Below are 17,170 nucleotides of genomic sequence, written 5' to 3'. Positions count from 1 at the left end.
CGTACAGGCGAACAGAAAGAGGAAGACCCAGAACCTCAATGTTCTTCCGCCGTTTGCATGAATGTTCTGGCTTTCCGGATGTTGGCATTGACCCGGTCCGTCTCGACCAGACCGTCGCGGAGCCGGACGATGCGGTGGGCGTATTCGGCAATGTCCTCTTCGTGCGTCACCATGATAACCGTATTCCCCTTGCTGTGGATCTGGTCGAACAGGTCCATGATTTCGTAGGAGGTCTTGGTATCGAGGTTCCCGGTCGGTTCGTCGGCCAGCAGAATGCTCGGGTCGTTGACCAGCGCCCGGGCCACCGCCACCCGTTGCCGCTGACCGCCGGACAATTCGTTGGGCTTGTGGCCGGCCCGATTCTCCAGGCCCACGTTTTTCAGGGCGATCATGGCCTTTTCGATCCGGTCGGCTTTACTGAAACCGGCATAAATCAGCGGCAGAGCCACATTTTCGAGGGAGGTCTGCCGGGGCAGAAGGTTGAACGTCTGGAAAACGAAGCCGATCTCCTTATTCCGTACTTCGGCCAGGGCGTTCTCGCTCATGTTGCTGACGTCCTGCCCGTTCAGGATATAAGTTCCGGAAGTCGGCGTATCCAGACAGCCGACGATGTTCATGAGCGTGGATTTGCCGGAACCGGAAGGTCCCATGAAGGCCACGTATTCTCCTTTCCGAACGGAAATGGTCACCGATTTCAGGGCTTCGATGACCTCACTTCCCATCACATAACGTTTCGAAATATCACGGGTTTCGATAATGTTCATAAGTATCTGGTCGACGGTACGGTCATTCCGGAACCGGATTTCGGCCGGAACACCGTTGTGTAGGGTTAACTCGCGGCCGCAATTTTTCGTTTGCGCAGGAAATAATTGCGGACGAACAATCCGGTAAGAATCAGAATTTCGGCATTGGGCGTGTCCCGAACCAGTTCGATGTCGCCCTCATCGGGAAAAAACGTCCGGATCCGGTTATAATGAACGATTTCATTCCCGGCTTCCGGATCGGCGTTCTCCGCCAGCAGGCTCCATTCGTTCATCATGAAATTTTCCCGTTTCCAGGTGTAGATTTCGCCCGGTCCCAGCGAAACGACCGCACTTCTGAACCAGTTGAACTCGATCCGTCCGATGGTGGCATCGCCGGCATTTTTATCGTGAATGTTGACCGAATGGACCAGAAACCCTTTTACATCGAATCGAATGCGGGCTTCGTTCAGGTAGGCATCCATGTCCCACGACAGCAGGTCGCGGTGCATTCCGCCCACCACCCGGGTGCCGTCCATGATGACCACATCCCGGCTGAATACTTCCTTAACCCAATGAAGTTGCTTTTCCATATCTGTAAAGAACAACTCCCTAAACTTAATTAATTTATTGAAAAGCCTCCCGCTGTTTTTCAATCAGCGATCGTTTGGCCTGATAGCTCACCAGAAATGCCTGATAATCGGTGGGCGAGGTGAGAACCCGAAGCCGTGCCAGGCCGTCCTGAGCGTAATCGGTCAGGCTCATCTCCAGACAAAGCAGCGTGTAGGCCTTCAGCAGTGCGGGGTCCGTATCATTCAGCGGTAAGGCATTCAGCACCAGGTTATAAGCCTTTTCCGTCTGGCGGGACTGCCGTTCAAACTCCGCTGCGGCCACCACCACCTCGGCGTTGAACGGCGCCCGGCCGAGGGCCCGGGCGTAATGCTGCCGAGCCGCGGCCGCCTGCCGTCCGGCCTGATAGGCCTGCGCGACGATAAAATCCTTCTCGGCCTGAAACCGGGGAATGACCGCCTGCCGGGCGTCCGCAATCGTCCGGTCGAATTCTCCCTGGGCATTGCGCAGACGCAGGTAGGTCACCGTCAGCAGGGATTGGGCATAAGGCGTCAGCCGGGCTTCCTGCGGGGTTCTTTCATACCAGCTTTTGGCGGCAGCGGTTTGTTTTTCGGACAGATTACGTCTTGCCAGCGTGCAGGCCGCTATCGTCTTCAGGTTGTCGTCGCGGATGCCCTGAAACAGCGCCACCTGCCGGGACTCGGGGAGCGAGCCGTCGTAGCAGAGCGAAAAGGCCCTTTCCAGATCAGTCGCAGGTTCTTTTTCCCCATACAGCACCCGAACGAGCGTCTGGAGGGCGGGATCGTTATGACCGGCCACCTCCCAGAGGGACTGTGCCAGCAGCGGATCGCCGGCCTTGGTCAGCGCCAGTGCCTGATAATAGGTCGAGAGAGTGTCGGTATTCCGGCCGAAAATTTCGGCGGCTTTCCGATAAAGGCCCTGATCCATCATCCAGAAGCCGGTAACGCTGTTGTAAAACGCCCCGGTGCGCTCGTTATCGCGGCCCAGCTGGTCGGTGAGTTCGAAGGCCGTCCGTTTATGGCCGGTATAATACTGTCCGGCGGCCCGCGCAAAGGTCAGATCGTCGGTGAAGTCCTGATTGGCGGGGTTCTGTTCCATCCGCAGCAGCAGGCTCAGCAGGGTGGTATCGGAGGTCCGGTTCCGGACGGCGTAGTTATACAGATGCGCAAACCTCCCGACGCTCAGGCCTTCGTCGGTCAGCGGCTCGCCGAGCCAGTCGGGCCGGTAGTCGGTTAGGGCGCTGTCGGGTTCGTTCCGGAGCATCGCCAGCGCCGTGCGGTTGGCTTCGAACGGCTCATAGTCACCGGCTTCCGTCGCTCTGGACAGGGAGTCGAGCGAGAGAAGGCGTGGGTTGCGAACCCAGAAGGCCAGCAGGTTGGTCTGCGGGACTTCTTCGCGGGCCGTGTTGCCCGTCGATGCGGCTAAATAATAGTAGGCCGAGTCGGCGACACTGGTTTTGGCGTACAGATACCCGAGGTTGTTTTGCAGCTCTCCGCTTTTCGGGAAGGCCCGGATGCCCTGCTGAAGCATCTTGACGGCCTCGAAGAACAGGTTGTCTTCCAGCAGCACCGACGTCAGCCCGGCGTAGGCCTGCGGAGAGGGCTGCTTGAGCAAAGCCCGCTGAAAATAGTAGGTAGCCGTTACCTTGTCGCCCTGCGTCAGCGCCAGCGAAGCCAGTGCGTAGTTGGACTTATGGTTTTGAAACTCGCTTTTGAGGGCCAGCCGGTAATATTGCTCGGCGACACGGTTCTCGCCCGTAGCCGCATGCAGGTCGCCCAGGTTGTTGAAGTAACCGGCCACCGCCTGATCGAAGGGAAAGAAATTCTGAGTCGAAAGCAGTACGCCGACGGCCATAACCGCCAGAAGGCGGGTTTGCAGCAGCGAGAATCTCAGCGGCTTATACAGGACCCGGTAAACCGGCAATCCCTGTCGGTATAGGGGCAGGAAATTGGCAATCACATACACGACGAACATCAGCCCGACGCCCAGGTGGGTGTACACGATGGTGTCTTCCAGCGCTTCGACCAGCGGATCATTGGCCGAAGCAAAGGCGTAGGTGAGCGTCAGCAGCGTAATCAGCGCGAGGCCCAAGTAAAGAATCGCCCCGGAATCCCGAAAGGATGGGGAGCCTTCGTTCTGACGCAGCTGCTGCCCGAAGCCCCAGATGCCCAGCACGAGGGAAATCAGAAACAGGATAAACGGGCTGACGATGATCGGATTCCAATCGATGGTTCTGGTATTGCTCAGCCAGATCAAAACCAGGTTCGCCAGGTATAAGCCGCTGATGAATAAAAAGTTGCCTAAGCCCAGCGGCCGGGCCTGGCTGTCGGTGCGGCCTGGGCGGGCCACCGACGTGATGTATACCAGGGCGGCAATGATTTCAGTGGAAATCCAGAAGATGAAACCCACCGAAATCAGCAGCAGGCCGGGCATGGCGTAACCGACAAAAGCCAGCGCCGGCAGCGGCTGCCCGGCCAGCCGGCTGAAAAGCAGCCAGAAACCCAGCGCCAGGGTGAGATGGACGAGCAGCCGGACCGGCAGGGAAAGTTCCGGTTTGAAGGCATGAAAGTAATAACTCACGATCCCAAACACCAGCACCACCGACAGGAAGGGCAGCCGGCCGCCGAAGGCGGAGCCGAACCAGCCCGGAAACTGAAGAATTTCAAGCCGGAAAGTGGCCGACAGCACGATCAGCACTGTCATGGCGATCAGGTAAGGCACCCGCGGAAACCGGGTCACGGCCGACAGGATGAACACCAGCCCGAGGCAGACGCCCATCGTGACCAGTTTGGCCGCCGGCAGATTGGTCTGCATCGCCGAGGCTACGAACTGTTCGGTGATCACGTACGCTTTGCCCGTGACCGGAAAATCAAACAGGCCGTCGGTAAAGGTATCGATGGATGCGGGCAGGTCGATCAGCTCACTCAGAACGTCCCAGCGAACGACGTTCCGCAGCCCGAGGCTCCATGCCCGGATCATACCGGTGACGGCGGCTAAAAACAGCACCAGACCCGTCCAGTAGACGGTCCGGTGGGCGGTATTCCAGTTTTTCCAGAAAAAAAGCATAAGGAAGAAAACGGCCGGACCGAATGACCGGTCCGCGATAACAAGATACCAACGTTCCAAACGGGATTATAGTGCGAAGTGAGCCTTCCTTCTGCGTTTTGTGCAATTCTTGGTCTCGCCGGGAGCCGGAAGCCTGATACAAAACCTGTTGGAACAAAAACGGTTCCGGAGCGGAAAAGTTAAAAATAGCTTAAAAGGCAACTTGGGTTTAAGCAAATTATACCGTAATTTTGCGGCTCATTCTCTACGCTTATCCAATTTTTCCAACTTCATAGCATGACAACTGCAACAGCAACGAATACGGGCAAGGTTACGCAGGTAATCGGCCCGGTTGTTGACGTGAGCTTTGAGGGCGAAGGGTCGCGGCTGCCGGCGATTCTGGACGCTCTGGAAGTCACCAAAGCCAATGGCCAAAAAGTAATTTTGGAATGCCAGCAACACCTCGGTGAAGACCGCGTCCGTACCATCGCCATGGATTCCAGCGAAGGTCTGGAGCGCGGAATGACCGTTGTTCACCTGGGTAACCAGATCACCATGCCGACGGGTGACGAGATCCGCGGCCGGCTGTTCAACGTCGTCGGCGAGGCCATCGACGGGATTCCCCAGCCGAAGAGCACGGGTGGTCTGCCCATTCACCGGGCGGCTCCGAAATTCGAAGACCTGGCGACGTCGACCGAGGTTCTGTTTACCGGTATCAAGGTAATCGACCTGCTCGAACCGTATGCCAAAGGTGGTAAAATCGGCCTGTTCGGTGGCGCCGGAGTAGGAAAAACGGTATTGATCCAGGAATTGATCAACAACATTGCCAAAGCATATTCCGGTCTGTCGGTATTTGCCGGCGTAGGCGAGCGGACCCGCGAAGGGAACGACCTGCTGCGTGAAATGATTGAAGCCGGAATTATTAAATATGGCGACGAATTCAAGCACTCCATGGAAGAAGGAGGCTGGGATTTGTCGAAAGTCGATCCGGATGTCCTGAAGGAAAGTCAGGCAACCTTCATCTTCGGTCAGATGAACGAACCTCCCGGTGCCCGCGCCCGCGTGGCCCTGTCGGGTCTGACCATTGCCGAGCACTTCCGCGACGGTGACGGTACGGGCCAGGGTCGTGACATTCTGTTCTTTATCGATAACATCTTCCGGTTCACCCAGGCCGGTTCCGAGGTATCCGCTCTGCTGGGCCGGATGCCCTCGGCCGTAGGATACCAGCCGACGCTGGCTACCGAGATGGGTTCCATGCAGGAGCGTATTACGTCGACCAAACGCGGTTCGATCACCTCGGTTCAGGCCGTTTACGTGCCGGCCGATGACTTGACCGACCCCGCGCCGGCAACGACCTTCGCCCACCTTGACGCCACGACGGTATTGAGCCGGAAAATCTCCGAGCTGGGCATCTACCCGGCCGTTGACCCGCTCGACTCGACCTCCCGGATTCTGACCGCCGAAATCCTCGGCGACGCCCACTACAACACTGCCCAGCGGGTGAAGGCCATTCTGCAGCGCTATAAGGAATTGCAGGATATCATCGCCATCCTGGGTATGGAAGAACTTTCGGAAGAAGACAAACTGACCGTACACCGCGCCCGTCGCGTACAGCGGTTCCTGTCGCAGCCCTTCTTCGTGGCCGAGCAGTTCACCGGTCTCAAAGGCGTACTGGTTCCGATTGAAGAAACCATCCGGGGCTTCAACGAAATCATCGACGGCAACTGGGACCACCTGCCCGAAGCCGCCTTCAACCTGGTCGGAACCATCGACGATGCCGCTGCCAAAGGCGAACGTCTGATGAAGGAAGCCGGAAGATAAGAAGAGTTTGGAAAGAGGTATTTGAATATCTCTTTCCAAAGCTCCCCAACTCTATATAAATATGCATCTCGAAATCATTACTCCTGACCGGAAGGTCTTTACCGGAGAGGCTACGTCGGTTACGTTTCCGGGCAGCGAGGGCCAGTTTCAGGTTCTGAACGATCACGCCCCGCTGGTCAGCACGCTGGCCCGCGGACCGGTTACGATCGCCACCGGCTCCGGCACCGAGACGTTTACCGTCGACGGGGGCGTCGTTGAAGTGCTGAACAACCGGGTGCTGGTATTGGCCGAGGCCGTTATTGCCGCCTGACATCCGTCCATCCATCAGGCAAATGAAAAGGCAAACCCATCCGGGCTTGCCTTTTTTTGTGTTTTTGTTTTCGGATGGCTTAGCGCGCCGTCATCTTCTGTTTGCCTTCCTGAATTAACAGCAACGCTTTTTCCATGTCCCGGTCTCGCTGCTTGATGCGGTCGGTGATGCTGTATTCGATGGTGTAATCCGGCATGACGCCCCGGCCCCGGTCGGGGTTCCGGCTGGCCGTGGCGATCCAGAAAACCGGGAACCGCACCCGGATGCGGGTTTCGGGCAGCGTCAGCGTCTGGATGATACCGCCGTTGCAGCCGGCCTCACCGCCCCCGGTTTCCTGCCCGATGATTGTGACGGGCCGCTGTGCCTTCAGGCTGGCCGTGAAGATGGAGGCCGCCGAGAAGGTCCGGCCGCTGGTCAGGATATAAACACGGCCGTTGAAGCGATGCTGGGAGGCCGGTTTGTTCCAGCCCACATTCGACTTGCCGAACTGGTAGCGCCCGCCGTCCGACTTCATAAACCGGAAATTCTGCCGCAGCATCCGCTTTTCCTTCCGGTCGAAATAGGCGCAGGCGTTGGGTCGGCGCACGCGGCACTCCGCCCGGTCGACCTGCCGGAAGTCGGAATCCATCAGATACGACATCAGATCCGAGCCGATCTCGGCATTGCCGCCGGTATTCTGGCGCAGGTCGATCACCAGATCCTTCACCTTCAGACGCTCCAGGGTTTCGAAGACTTCCCGGTGGAAGGATTCGTAGCGTTCGTAGCCGAAGCTGTTGATGATCAGCGCGGCCGCGGAGGAATCACCGTTCAGGAAGTGCAGGGAGCGAACCAGCTGAAGTTTCGGGTCGTCCTCAAAAAAGGCTTCGGCCTTCTGACGGCCCCGTCTGGCTTTCCGGGCCTGGCTGGGCGTCGGCGTCACTGAAACCTCGGTAATGGCACCGGGCGGCCGGCGCCGGACGGTCGTGATCCGCTCGAACGCGGCTGAGGTATCGCGGACGGTGATCGTCCAGGGCGAGCGGCCTTCGAAATGCCGCCAGTAGGTTTCCTCCAGATAATATAACTCCAGAAAGTAGTTCTTGAACGTCTGGTTATAGCCGTCCGACGGCCAGCGGTCGCGCGCGGCCTGAATAATTTCCTTAACCGGGTAATTCCCTAATTTCAGAACCTCCGTGCCGCAGATCAGGGACGAGTCGGTACTTCGGTTTCGTCCGATAAACAGTCGGTCGTTTTGTATGATGATATCGAAGGGCAGCCATTCGGGCTGGGGCTTTTTAACCTGCCGGCTCAAATACCGGGACTCCTGGACGTCGGTATGGCCGCAGCGGATGAGAACGACGAGCGGGCGAAGCAGCTCCCGGAAATCGGTTTCCGTCATCGGATGATTGATCTGCCGGTAGGTTTCCTCAAACCGGCGGTTCATCTCTTCACGGGAGGTATAGCGGTAGAGGCTCGGATGGCGTTCTTCAAGCGTTTTGCGCAGCACGGAAAAGTCCCGCTGCAACTGCTCGACCGTGAACATCCGGGGGCGGTAGGAGGTATTGCTCCGGTTGGCTGGAAACGAATAAACCGTGCTGACGGTCAGTACCATCAGCAGCCAGAGGACACGCATACTTCGTTTCAGAAAAATTAATAACTTACTATACTCGAAACTACCGTTTTTTTGCCGGAAACAAAAGTGATTTACAAGCCGTTAAGTAGATTAGCGTAAACTTTGTACAAATATGGCACGACCGACCCCTGAATTGATCGAAGCCCTGCGCAGGACGGCCAGAAAACTTAAAAACGGAGCTCCTTACCAATGGGGCCACATGGGCGGCTGCAATTGCGGCAACCTCGCCCAGGAACTAACCCGCCTGACCAAAGACCAGATTCATGCCTATGCCATGGAGCGTTACGGCGACTGGAACGAACAGGTGGCTGATTACTGCCCAACCAGCCGGATGCCGATGGATATGCTGATCAGCGAAATGCTGCACGCCGGCCTGTCGCTGGAGGATTTGAAAAACCTCGAAAAGTTGTCCGACCGCAGGGTTTTGGCCCGCTTCCCGCTGGAAAAGCGCTTCCTGAAACATAATCTCCGCGACGATGTGGTGGCCTACCTGAACGAGTGGGCCGTCCTGCTGGAAGAGGAACTTCTTGGCCGGATCCGCCTTCCGGAACTTCAGGCCGTTTCCGAAAAGCCGGAACCGGTTTATTGATCCGGAGGTCAAACCGATTGGGTCAGTAGAAGGCATCTTCAATGTGACTGACCTCTATACCATTCGGTGTAGTCAAAACGGCCACGATGTCGAACCGGACGTCGTGAGGCCAGTCTTTGGCGAAAATATAGTGTTCGGCGGCTCTCATGACCAGCCGGACCTTGGCGGAGGAAACGAATTCTTCCGGATGCCCGAAGCGGTTGCCGCTTCGGGTTTTTACTTCTACGAAAAGCAGGAGCTTTTCTTTCTGGGCGATCAGATCGATTTCGGTATGTCCGTACCGGAAATTACGTTCCAGAATTCGATACCCTTTGTTCTCTAGGAAACGCCCGGCGATCGCTTCGCCTTCCTTTCCCGTTTCATTATGCTGCGCCATCGGCTTTTTCGCTTTTAGACGGAGAAATACCGGGATAGGTACGGGAAGCGAACGAAAGCGGGCGGTTTTGGTGTTTTTTCTTTACGGACCTACGTGAAAAATGAATACCCGCTGTAACAAACAGGTACAGATTCAGGAGTTGGGGCTGATCGATTACCGGCAGGGCTGGGAGTATCAGGAACGACTGCTGGCCGACATTGTCGCTACCAAAATCGCCAACCGCAACCTGCCGGCCACCGAGCAGCAACTGACCACCAATTACCTTCTGTTCTGCGAACATCCGCCTGTATATACGCTCGGGAAAAGCGGAAAAGAGGAGAACCTGCTGGCCGACGGAGCCTTTCTGGACGCCATCGGGGCGACGTATTACAAGATCAACCGCGGTGGGGATATCACTTACCACGGTCCCGGCCAGCTGGTCGGCTACCCGATTCTGGATCTGGACAACTTTTTCACGGACATTCACCGCTATATGCGGCTGCTGGAGGAGGCCGTCATCCGCACGCTGGCCGGCTACGGCCTGGACGCCGGTCGCATCGAAGGCCTGACCGGTGTCTGGCTGGATCACCGGGAGCAGCGGCACCCGCGCAAAATCTGCGCCATGGGCGTCAAAGCCAGCCGCTGGGTAACAATGCACGGTTTTGCCTTGAACGTCAACACGGATTTGAGTTATTTTAATCATATCGTTCCCTGCGGCATTGCGGACAAGGCCGTGACCTCCATGCACCTGGAACTGGGCCGGGCGGTGCCGCTCGCCGAAGTGTCCGGACGCCTTCGGGGCCATCTGGCCGAGCTATTCGATATGGAGTTGGTAGAGCATTGAAATGAAGAAAGACATCGCTTTTTTACCGGTGGAGGGCGTTCAGGTCGTAATTGCCCGTAAACTGAATGAGATAAATCAATATGACTGGCAGGTGTTTCTGATCAATCAGAACGACGCGCCCATCCGGAACGTTTTCGTCACCTCGAAGGGGTACGGCTTTCAGGAAGAAGTGCAGCAGAAAACCTCGACGCTGCGGCACTATTTCGCCGAGCTTCAGCCCGGTGAACATCAGGTCGTTGAAACCATCATGCCCGATGTATTTCACCTGAATAATGAATATTGGGTAAGCTATTTTATTGGTGACCAGATTTTTGACAAAAAGTTTATCTTCGTGCCGGATAGCATCACCGAACAGAACCTGATTCCGATCCAGGAACTGGGGCTGGAAGGAATCCTGCACGAATAACTATGCCCTCCTGGAAGAAAAAGCTTAAAAACCTGCTGTTCATCGATGTGAAAACCGTGGCCGGGGCGCCTTCCTTCAGCGACCTCGACGAACGGCTTCAGCGACAGTGGGAGCAGAAAATCAGCTACTTCCAGAACGAAGAGGAATGGTCGACGGCCCGATGGTACGACAACCGGGCCGCCAACTATGCCGAATACGGTAAAATCGTCTGCATCGGCATCGGAGGGTTGTACTGGGATGAGGGCGAGGCCGCCTATCTGAAGGTGAAAACCCTGTCCGGCCACGACGAAGCCGCCCTGCTGACCGAGTTCATTCAGCTGATCGAGAAATACCCGGCCAACGAACTGATCCTCTGTGCCCATAACGGCAAAGAATTCGATTATCCGTTTTTGTGCCGCCGGATGCTGGTGCACGGGCTGCCCCTGCCGTCGACGCTCCGCCTGTCGGGACGAAAACCCTGGGAAATCCCGCATCAGGACACGCTGGAAATGTGGCGGTTCGGCGATACCCGCCATTATGTTCCGCTCGACCTCCTGGCGACCATTCTGAACCTGCCCACCCCGAAGTCCGAACCGTTGGACGACCAGGCCAGTTTAGTCTATTATCAGAAGCAGGGACTGAACCGGGTCCGGGAGTCGGCCCGCGAAGCCGTCGTGGCACTCGTGCAGGTATATCTGCGGCTGCTGGGGGCTCCTTTGGTAAAAGAACAAAACATTACCCGGCTGGAGTGATTGTTCTGGATAAAACACAGCCGGAAGGCCGGTCTTTTCCGCCATTTGTGTGAAAAAGATATCCCGCCATGAAATAAACAACATGAGAAATAACCGAAATAAACCAAGAGAACAACATAACCGGAGACGACCGCAGCAGACGGTTCAGTCGGCACATTCGTTTCTGGACGAACTGAAAGACGACATCCTGTCCTTTTTCGAGACCAACAGCGAAGATTCGTTTTCACAGCCTGACGTGCTGGAGAACTTCGACGTCACGGACCGGAAAATGAAACTGATCGTTCACGGCCTGATCGGTGAACTGACCGACGACGGTGTGCTGACCCGCCATCCGGACGGCCGATTCCAGTTTAACGAAAGTGACCGGACCACGGAAGGTGTCGTCGATCACGTCAATCCGCGGTTTGCCTTTGTCGTCACGGCCGACGGCGACCGCGAAACCGATATTTACGTCAATACCGAGGATCTGAACGGCGCCATCGACGGCGATACCGTGAAGGTGCAGCGCTTCAGCGACTCCTCGAATCGCGGCCGGCGCATCGAAGGCAAGGTGGTCGAGATCATTAGCCGGGGCCGGTCCGAGCTGGTCGGACGCATCGAAACCTGGCCGAATTACGGGCAGGTAATTCCCGACAGCAAAAAGCTCTACGAGGAAATCCATATCCCGAAAGACAAGCTGAACGGCGCCACCGACGACGATAAGGTCATCGTTCGGCTGACCCGCTTCCCCGACGGCCGCCATCGGCCTGAGGGCGAGGTGGTTACCGTGCTGGGGAAGGCTGGACACAACGATACCGAGATGCATGCCATTCTGGCCGAATTCGGGCTGCCGGTTCACTTCCCGGAGGCCGTCGAGCAGGAGTCGAAGAAGATTTCCGAGAAGATTACGAAGAAGGAAATCGGCAACCGGCGCGACATGCGCGACACCACCACCTTCACCATCGACCCGGAAGACGCCAAGGACTTCGACGATGCCCTCTCGATTCGGATGCTGGAGAACGGCAACTACGAGATTGGGGTACACATTGCCGATGTGACGCACTACATCCAGCCCGGCACGGCGCTGGAAGAGGAAGCCTACCGGCGCGGAACGTCCGTCTACCTGGTCGACCGGACGGTACCGATGCTTCCCGAAAAACTGTCGAACAACCTGTGTTCCCTGCGGCCGCACGAAGACAAATTGACTTTTTCAACGGTGTTCGAGATGACGCCGGACGCCAAAATCGTGAAGGAATGGTTCGGGCGGACGGTGATCCACTCCGACCGGCGGTTTGCCTATGAAGAAGCACAGGACGTCATCGACAGCGGGGTGGGCGATTATGTGGAAGAACTGCGCCTGCTGAACGAACTGGCCTTCAAGCTGCGCGATGAGCGGTTCCGCCGGGGGGCCATCAACTTCGAAACCGTGGAGGTGCGCTTCAAACTGGACGAAAATGGGGTGCCGCTGTCGGTTCATCCCAAAATCCGGAAAGACGCCCACAAGCTGATCGAGGAATTCATGCTGCTAGCCAACAAGCGCGTGGCCGAGTTCGTCCACGGCCTCTCGCGCGGAGACCACCCGAACGTGATGGTGTACCGCGTGCACGAGTCGCCGGATTTTGAGAAACTGAAAACCTTTGCCGCCTTTGCCGGCCGGCTGGGCTATAAGCTCAAGGTCGAAGACGAGAAAGGACTTTCGAAATCGTTCAACACGATGATGGACAACCTGGAAGGCAAACCGGAGCAGAACGCCCTTCAGCAGCTGGCGATCCGGACCATGGCTAAAGCCCGTTACAGCACGGAAGACATCGGCCACTTCGGGCTGGCGTTCCGGCGGTATTCGCACTTTACGTCGCCGATCCGTCGCTACCCGGACATGATGGCGCACCGGCTTTTGCAGCACTATCTGAACGGAGGCAAATCCGTCGACCGGACCGAATACGAGGAACGCAGCAAGCATTCGTCCGACCGGGAGCGGGTGGCCGTCGAAGCCGAACGGGCCTCGATCAAATACAAGCAGGTCGAGTTCATGAAAAACATGGACCGCGACCAGGAGTTCAGCGGGCTGATCACGGGCGTCACCGATTTCGGCTTGTTTGTCGAGATCACTGAAACGAGCGCCGAAGGGCTGATCCGGATGGTCGATCTGGGCGACGACTTCTACGAGTTCGACAAGGACAATTACCGGCTGATCGGCAAGCGCAACAAGAAGATCTACGCTTTCGGAGATGCCGTCACGGTGAAGGTGAAAGAGGCCAACCTGGCCCGCCGGAGTCTGGACCTGTGGCTCGTCGAGGGCAAGGACGTGATGCGGGCTCCCGGCAAAAACCGCCAGTCCCGCCGGACCGAAGAACGCAGTTCGCGCACCGAAAGCCGCCGAAGCTCCGGCTCCTCCGCATCCGGCGGCCGCCGGCGGGAGTCCAACAACGGCAAAGAGCGCCGACGGCGGTAAGCTTAAACGTTAACAGAAAAATAGCCGCAATCCTGCGGCTATTTTTCTGTTAATTAAAGAAACGCTTGGTTTTCCATTTTAAAACTATGACAACGTTATGATCGACGAATTCATGCAGGAGGCCATGGCGCAGGCCCGCAAGAGCCTTTCGGAAGGCGGTATTCCCATCGGCTCGGCCCTGGTGAAGGACGGGAAGCTGGTGGCTTCCGGCCATAATAAGCGCGTACAGGAGAACAACCCGATCCTGCACGGCGAGATGGACTGCCTCAACAACGCCGGCCGGGTCGGCTCCTTCCGCAATACCGTCATCTACTCGACGCTGATGCCCTGTTACATGTGCGCCGGAACCATCGTCCAGTTCAAGATTCCGAAGGTAATCGTGGGTGAGTCCAGGACCTTTGCGGGGGCGCGGGAGTTCATGGAGCAGCACGGCGTGGAGGTGATCAACCTCGACCTGCCCGAGTGCGTCGACATGATGAACCAGTTTATTGCCCAAAAGCCCGAGGTCTGGAACGAAGACATCGGCGAGTTGTAAGCCCTTCTATTTCAACTTTTTCCGCAAGCCTTCAATGACTTCCCGGGTTTCTTCGATTCGGGTTTTCAGTCCCTTTTTGTAGTACCAGGCCCGGTATTCGGGATTGTCCTGGTGTTTTTCCAGCTCCTGCTCGATCTCCCGCAGATACTGTTCGCTCAGGGTCAGATACCGCCCGGCCGTGGCCGGGTTGTGAAAACCGCCCCCGTCGACCGTCACGTACACCGGGGTCGTGTGGGCGGCCTGCTGCGTTCCGGCCAAACACCGGGCCGCCAGCCACATGCCCCGCTTCAGTGTGTCCAGGTCCAGTTTCACCGACAGCTTCCCGACCGACTGCCCGGCTTCGGCAGGGGTGACGCGGGCCAGCACCCGGCCATGCCCGACAATTTCCAGCGCCGTCAGCGGCACCTGCCCCGGATGGCCGAAAGCCTCGGCCGAAATGGAAAGCCGGGTTCCCGGCCGAATGTCCAGCCGGTCGCCGGGCCGGGCGTTGTTAACCCGAAAATCGAGCATCGGGCCGCTGGTGGTGAAGGTACGGCCGGCTGCCAGCGCCTGTTTCCAGGAGGCATGCGTCAACGGCCCGTCGACGTACGTATAAAACCGGGCGTTGCCGATCCGGGCCGACCGCTCCACCGGGCCGTGGCCGTGGTCCTGCCCGCACCAGGGGAAGTCGGAGCCGGCCGTGGCCGTCACCGGAAAGCCGAGGTCCAGCAGATGGTAGTAGTGATCGGTTCGAAGCGGGTCCTCGGCTACGCAGTACTGGAGGATTTCGAGCACGTCCACCTTGCCGCGCAGGCCGTCCAGCGTCAGCCCCCGGTAGCCGTGAAACAGTTCGGCGTGGTGCGCATAGCCGGCCAGCCCACCCAGTGCGTGCAGTTGATCGAATACTTTATCGTAGAAATAATACTCGTCGCGGTAGCGGACCCGGTTGGATGCGCCGTAGCCCAGCGCATGGCCCAGTTCCGGAGTTCGCGGATCTTCCTGACCCGATACGAGCAGGTAGTCGTTCTGCCGAAAGACACCCGATTCGCCGTAGGCATACTGCGGGTAATAGGTTTCCCAGAAATCGCCCATGCGGAGCAGCACGCCCACCCGCACATCCTCGGCCTGCGTCCAGGTTGCCAGCAGCGGGTCTTCGCGCGGAGACCGCCGGATATGCACGTGGCCGTCGGTCGAGTACCAGCGTCGGGCGGCCATGTCGATCCAGCGCGCCAGCCGGAAGGTTTTTTTCAGCGGTTTGCCCGGTTGGATGACCAGCGAATGCTGCTGATCGACAAACTCGATGCCTTTGGAGAGCGAGAGCCGGTACGTTCCCGGCGGCAGCGTGAGGGTGAAGGTTCCGGCGACGTAAAACGAACTGTCGGGCTGGAAACCGAAGCCGTCTTCGTGGTCCCAGAGGCCGTACATGACGCCGACGGCTTCCTTCGGCAGCGTCTTCACCACCCGCCCGCCCTGCGTCAGCCGCACCCGAACGGGCGTGGGAGTCGTTCCGGTCCCGGCCGTCACCCGCACTTCCAGCCGCCCGGGCGGCCGGTTCCGGGCAACCGCCGAAAGCAGACCGGACAGCGCGAGAAGAATACCGGCCCATACCGCCAACCGGCTCCAAAAGGGGGGTGCAGAACCCAACAACAACGGTTTTATCATTCGATTACCCAGGATCAGCTTGATAACTTTACGGCCTGTAAATGCATAAATTTTCCGGAATTACTCTCCATTTTTTGTTTTCTTTTGCTTACTTACACTTCCGCTTTTTCCCAATCTGCAACCGTAACGCAATCAGGTGAGTCGATGGTACCGGCTATTCGAAACAAATACGGGTTTTACCGAAAACTGCTGCGGGAGCATAAGTACGTTTTCAGAGACAGGGTCGAAGTCGTAAAGACCAGTCAGGACCCGACTTATCTGGTAGGCCGGGCCTATGTTTCCCATATCGATCTGGATACGTCTATTTCGCTGAAGGTCTGCGTCAAAGCTAACGATCACAACTTCTTTCGGTTTGAACTGCGCTGCGAAGAACTGGGCGACCTGCCGTTTTTCGAATTTCACAGCGACGGCTGCACGCACCGGAATATGGACGAGTCCATTCCCCTTGCGGAGCAGCGGGTGACGACGCCCCACTTTCATCGGTACAACCCCGTGGGTGTGAATATGGCCTACAAGACGGAGCAGCTCGAACAGGAAAACGAGCGGAAGGCCCTGGAGGACATCAACCTCGGCATCATCCACTTCTGCCATGAAGCGAAGCTGAACCTCCGGGACGACGAATTTCCGGAGATCAGTATTCTGCCGGATGCCCTGCCGCTCCACGTCACGCAGAAAGACCCCAATTCAACCGTTCTGTTTCTGTAATGGTATTCGAAGAGATATACAACGATATAAAGAATGCCTTCGGCCAGCTCTGGACCTTCAAGGAACGGGGTAAGTCGCTGGAAATCATTACGCCCTACGCTACCACCTCCCGAAAATTCATCTCGGTCTTCCTGACGGTTCAGGACGGGGAATACGTCGTTTCCGACGGCGGCTGGATCGATAATGGCCTGTACGACAACGTGTTCAATATCGAAGACGACAACTACCGGAAAATCGTCCAGCACTTTGTGAACGCCTTCGACGTCCGGGAGGTGAAAGGCCCCAGCCAGAAAGCCTATTTCTATAAGAAAACGCTCTCCCCCGTGGCCGTTCCGACGCTGGTTTTCGACCTGTCGAACTTCATTTCGGCCCTGATCAGTACCTCGGAAATCGAGTTTACGGAACGCGAGGAGCGCGACACCAAGGAACGCTTCCGGCGGCTGGCCAATGAGTATATGCAGCTGGTCTTTTCAAAGGAAAAAATCGAGCTGGGCGCGTATCTGGACGACAAAAAGCAAATCCGGGTCAACGCGGTCATTAAAAGTTCGCCCTCCCGGCTGATTCTAATCAACTACATCACCGGAAGCAATCTCTATTACTTCAACAACAGCATCACCAAAGCCAACTTCCTGTTCGAACTGGCCGACAAATCGCTGGTCGGGCGGTTCGTGAAGCGCAAAATCTCCCTCATCGACAACACCTCGGCCGGCTACCTGCCCGGCCGGAGCACGACCTTCATCAATCACCTGCTGGAAAATACCGGCTCGGAGAAGATCGAATGGTCGGAGCGGGAGAAGCTGAACGCTTACGTCTGAGT

Annotated in this window: 16 protein-coding genes; 10 read left to right on the top strand and 6 right to left on the bottom strand. The window is 57.3% G+C overall.

Annotation, left to right across the window (positions count from 1 at the left end; translation table 11 throughout):
* Window positions 1–35: 35 nt before the first annotated feature.
* The 3 genes from DX909_RS20795 to DX909_RS20785 form a co-directional block, all read right to left on the bottom strand.
* Entirely contained in the window at window positions 36–764 is a 729-nt protein-coding gene (locus DX909_RS20795; RefSeq protein WP_128547144.1) for an ABC transporter ATP-binding protein, read from the bottom strand.
* 65 nt (window positions 765–829) lie between these two features.
* Complete coding sequence (locus DX909_RS20790; protein WP_128547143.1) at window positions 830–1,333, bottom strand: hypothetical protein; 504 nt, start codon at window positions 1,331–1,333, stop codon at window positions 830–832.
* A 34-nt stretch (window positions 1,334–1,367) separates the two neighbouring features.
* On the bottom strand, window positions 1,368–4,397 hold the full coding sequence (locus DX909_RS20785; RefSeq protein ID WP_128547142.1) for a tetratricopeptide repeat protein: 3,030 nt from the start codon (window positions 4,395–4,397) through the stop codon (window positions 1,368–1,370).
* Window positions 4,398–4,673: 276 nt separating this feature from the next.
* Here DX909_RS20785 and atpD point away from each other — a divergent pair, with 276 nt between their 5' ends.
* Together atpD and atpC are read left to right on the top strand one after the other, a co-directional pair.
* Window positions 4,674–6,197, top strand: coding sequence for a F0F1 ATP synthase subunit beta (gene atpD, locus DX909_RS20780; RefSeq protein ID WP_128547141.1), 1,524 nt, complete (start codon window positions 4,674–4,676; stop codon window positions 6,195–6,197).
* Window positions 6,198–6,258: 61 nt separating this feature from the next.
* Window positions 6,259–6,507: an ATP synthase F1 subunit epsilon gene (gene atpC, locus DX909_RS20775; protein WP_128547140.1), complete on the top strand. Its 249-nt coding sequence runs from the start codon at window positions 6,259–6,261 to the stop codon at window positions 6,505–6,507.
* 79 nt (window positions 6,508–6,586) lie between these two features.
* Here atpC and DX909_RS20770 read toward each other — a convergent pair whose 3' ends face one another.
* Window positions 6,587–8,116: a S41 family peptidase gene (locus DX909_RS20770; RefSeq protein ID WP_128547139.1), complete on the bottom strand. Its 1,530-nt coding sequence runs from the start codon at window positions 8,114–8,116 to the stop codon at window positions 6,587–6,589.
* Between the two features lie 112 nt (window positions 8,117–8,228).
* On the opposite strand from DX909_RS20770, the gene DX909_RS20765 reads away from it, so the two are divergent.
* Entirely contained in the window at window positions 8,229–8,705 is a 477-nt protein-coding gene (locus DX909_RS20765) for a hypothetical protein (RefSeq protein WP_128547138.1), read from the top strand.
* Window positions 8,706–8,727: 22 nt separating this feature from the next.
* Here DX909_RS20765 and DX909_RS20760 read toward each other — a convergent pair whose 3' ends face one another.
* Window positions 8,728–9,081 carry a YraN family protein gene (locus DX909_RS20760; RefSeq protein WP_128547137.1) on the bottom strand — a complete coding sequence of 118 codons (354 nt, stop codon included), beginning with the start codon at window positions 9,079–9,081 and terminating at the stop codon, window positions 8,728–8,730.
* A 100-nt stretch (window positions 9,082–9,181) separates the two neighbouring features.
* Between DX909_RS20760 and lipB the strand changes: the two genes are divergently transcribed.
* From lipB to DX909_RS20735, 5 genes are all read left to right on the top strand, one after another.
* Complete coding sequence (gene lipB, locus DX909_RS20755) at window positions 9,182–9,904, top strand: lipoyl(octanoyl) transferase LipB (protein ID WP_128547136.1); 723 nt, start codon at window positions 9,182–9,184, stop codon at window positions 9,902–9,904.
* Between the two features lies 1 nt (window position 9,905).
* Entirely contained in the window at window positions 9,906–10,310 is a 405-nt protein-coding gene (locus tag DX909_RS20750; protein WP_128547135.1) for a hypothetical protein, read from the top strand.
* Between the two features lie 2 nt (window positions 10,311–10,312).
* The gene (locus tag DX909_RS20745; RefSeq protein WP_128547134.1) at window positions 10,313–11,041 is read left to right on the top strand and encodes a ribonuclease H-like domain-containing protein; all 729 of its coding nucleotides are present in this window, start codon (window positions 10,313–10,315) and stop codon (window positions 11,039–11,041) included.
* An 82-nt stretch (window positions 11,042–11,123) separates the two neighbouring features.
* Window positions 11,124–13,472 carry a ribonuclease R gene (gene rnr, locus DX909_RS20740; RefSeq protein WP_128547133.1) on the top strand — a complete coding sequence of 783 codons (2,349 nt, stop codon included), beginning with the start codon at window positions 11,124–11,126 and terminating at the stop codon, window positions 13,470–13,472.
* Between the two features lie 100 nt (window positions 13,473–13,572).
* Window positions 13,573–14,007 carry a nucleoside deaminase gene (locus tag DX909_RS20735; protein ID WP_128547304.1) on the top strand — a complete coding sequence of 145 codons (435 nt, stop codon included), beginning with the start codon at window positions 13,573–13,575 and terminating at the stop codon, window positions 14,005–14,007.
* Window positions 14,008–14,013: 6 nt separating this feature from the next.
* Here the strand turns inward: DX909_RS20735 and DX909_RS20730 are convergent, their stop codons facing one another.
* Window positions 14,014–15,630 (bottom strand): CehA/McbA family metallohydrolase, encoded by a 1,617-nt coding sequence (locus DX909_RS20730; RefSeq protein WP_229311132.1) that lies wholly within the window; start codon window positions 15,628–15,630, stop codon window positions 14,014–14,016.
* 162 nt (window positions 15,631–15,792) lie between these two features.
* Here DX909_RS20730 and DX909_RS20725 point away from each other — a divergent pair, with 162 nt between their 5' ends.
* Window positions 15,793–16,353: a hypothetical protein gene (locus tag DX909_RS20725; protein WP_128547132.1), complete on the top strand. Its 561-nt coding sequence runs from the start codon at window positions 15,793–15,795 to the stop codon at window positions 16,351–16,353.
* Window positions 16,353–17,168, top strand: coding sequence for a hypothetical protein (locus DX909_RS20720; RefSeq protein ID WP_128547131.1), 816 nt, complete (start codon window positions 16,353–16,355; stop codon window positions 17,166–17,168). Before DX909_RS20725 ends, DX909_RS20720 begins: the two co-directional genes overlap by 1 nt.
* Window positions 17,169–17,170: the final 2 nt, after the last annotated feature.

This window comes from Larkinella soli, from assembly GCF_003703975.1.
Taxonomy (GTDB): Bacteria; Bacteroidota; Bacteroidia; order Cytophagales; family Spirosomataceae; genus Larkinella; species Larkinella soli.
The sequence above is the reverse complement of the archived record's forward strand: the minus strand, read 5'-3'. Positions and strand labels throughout refer to the sequence as shown.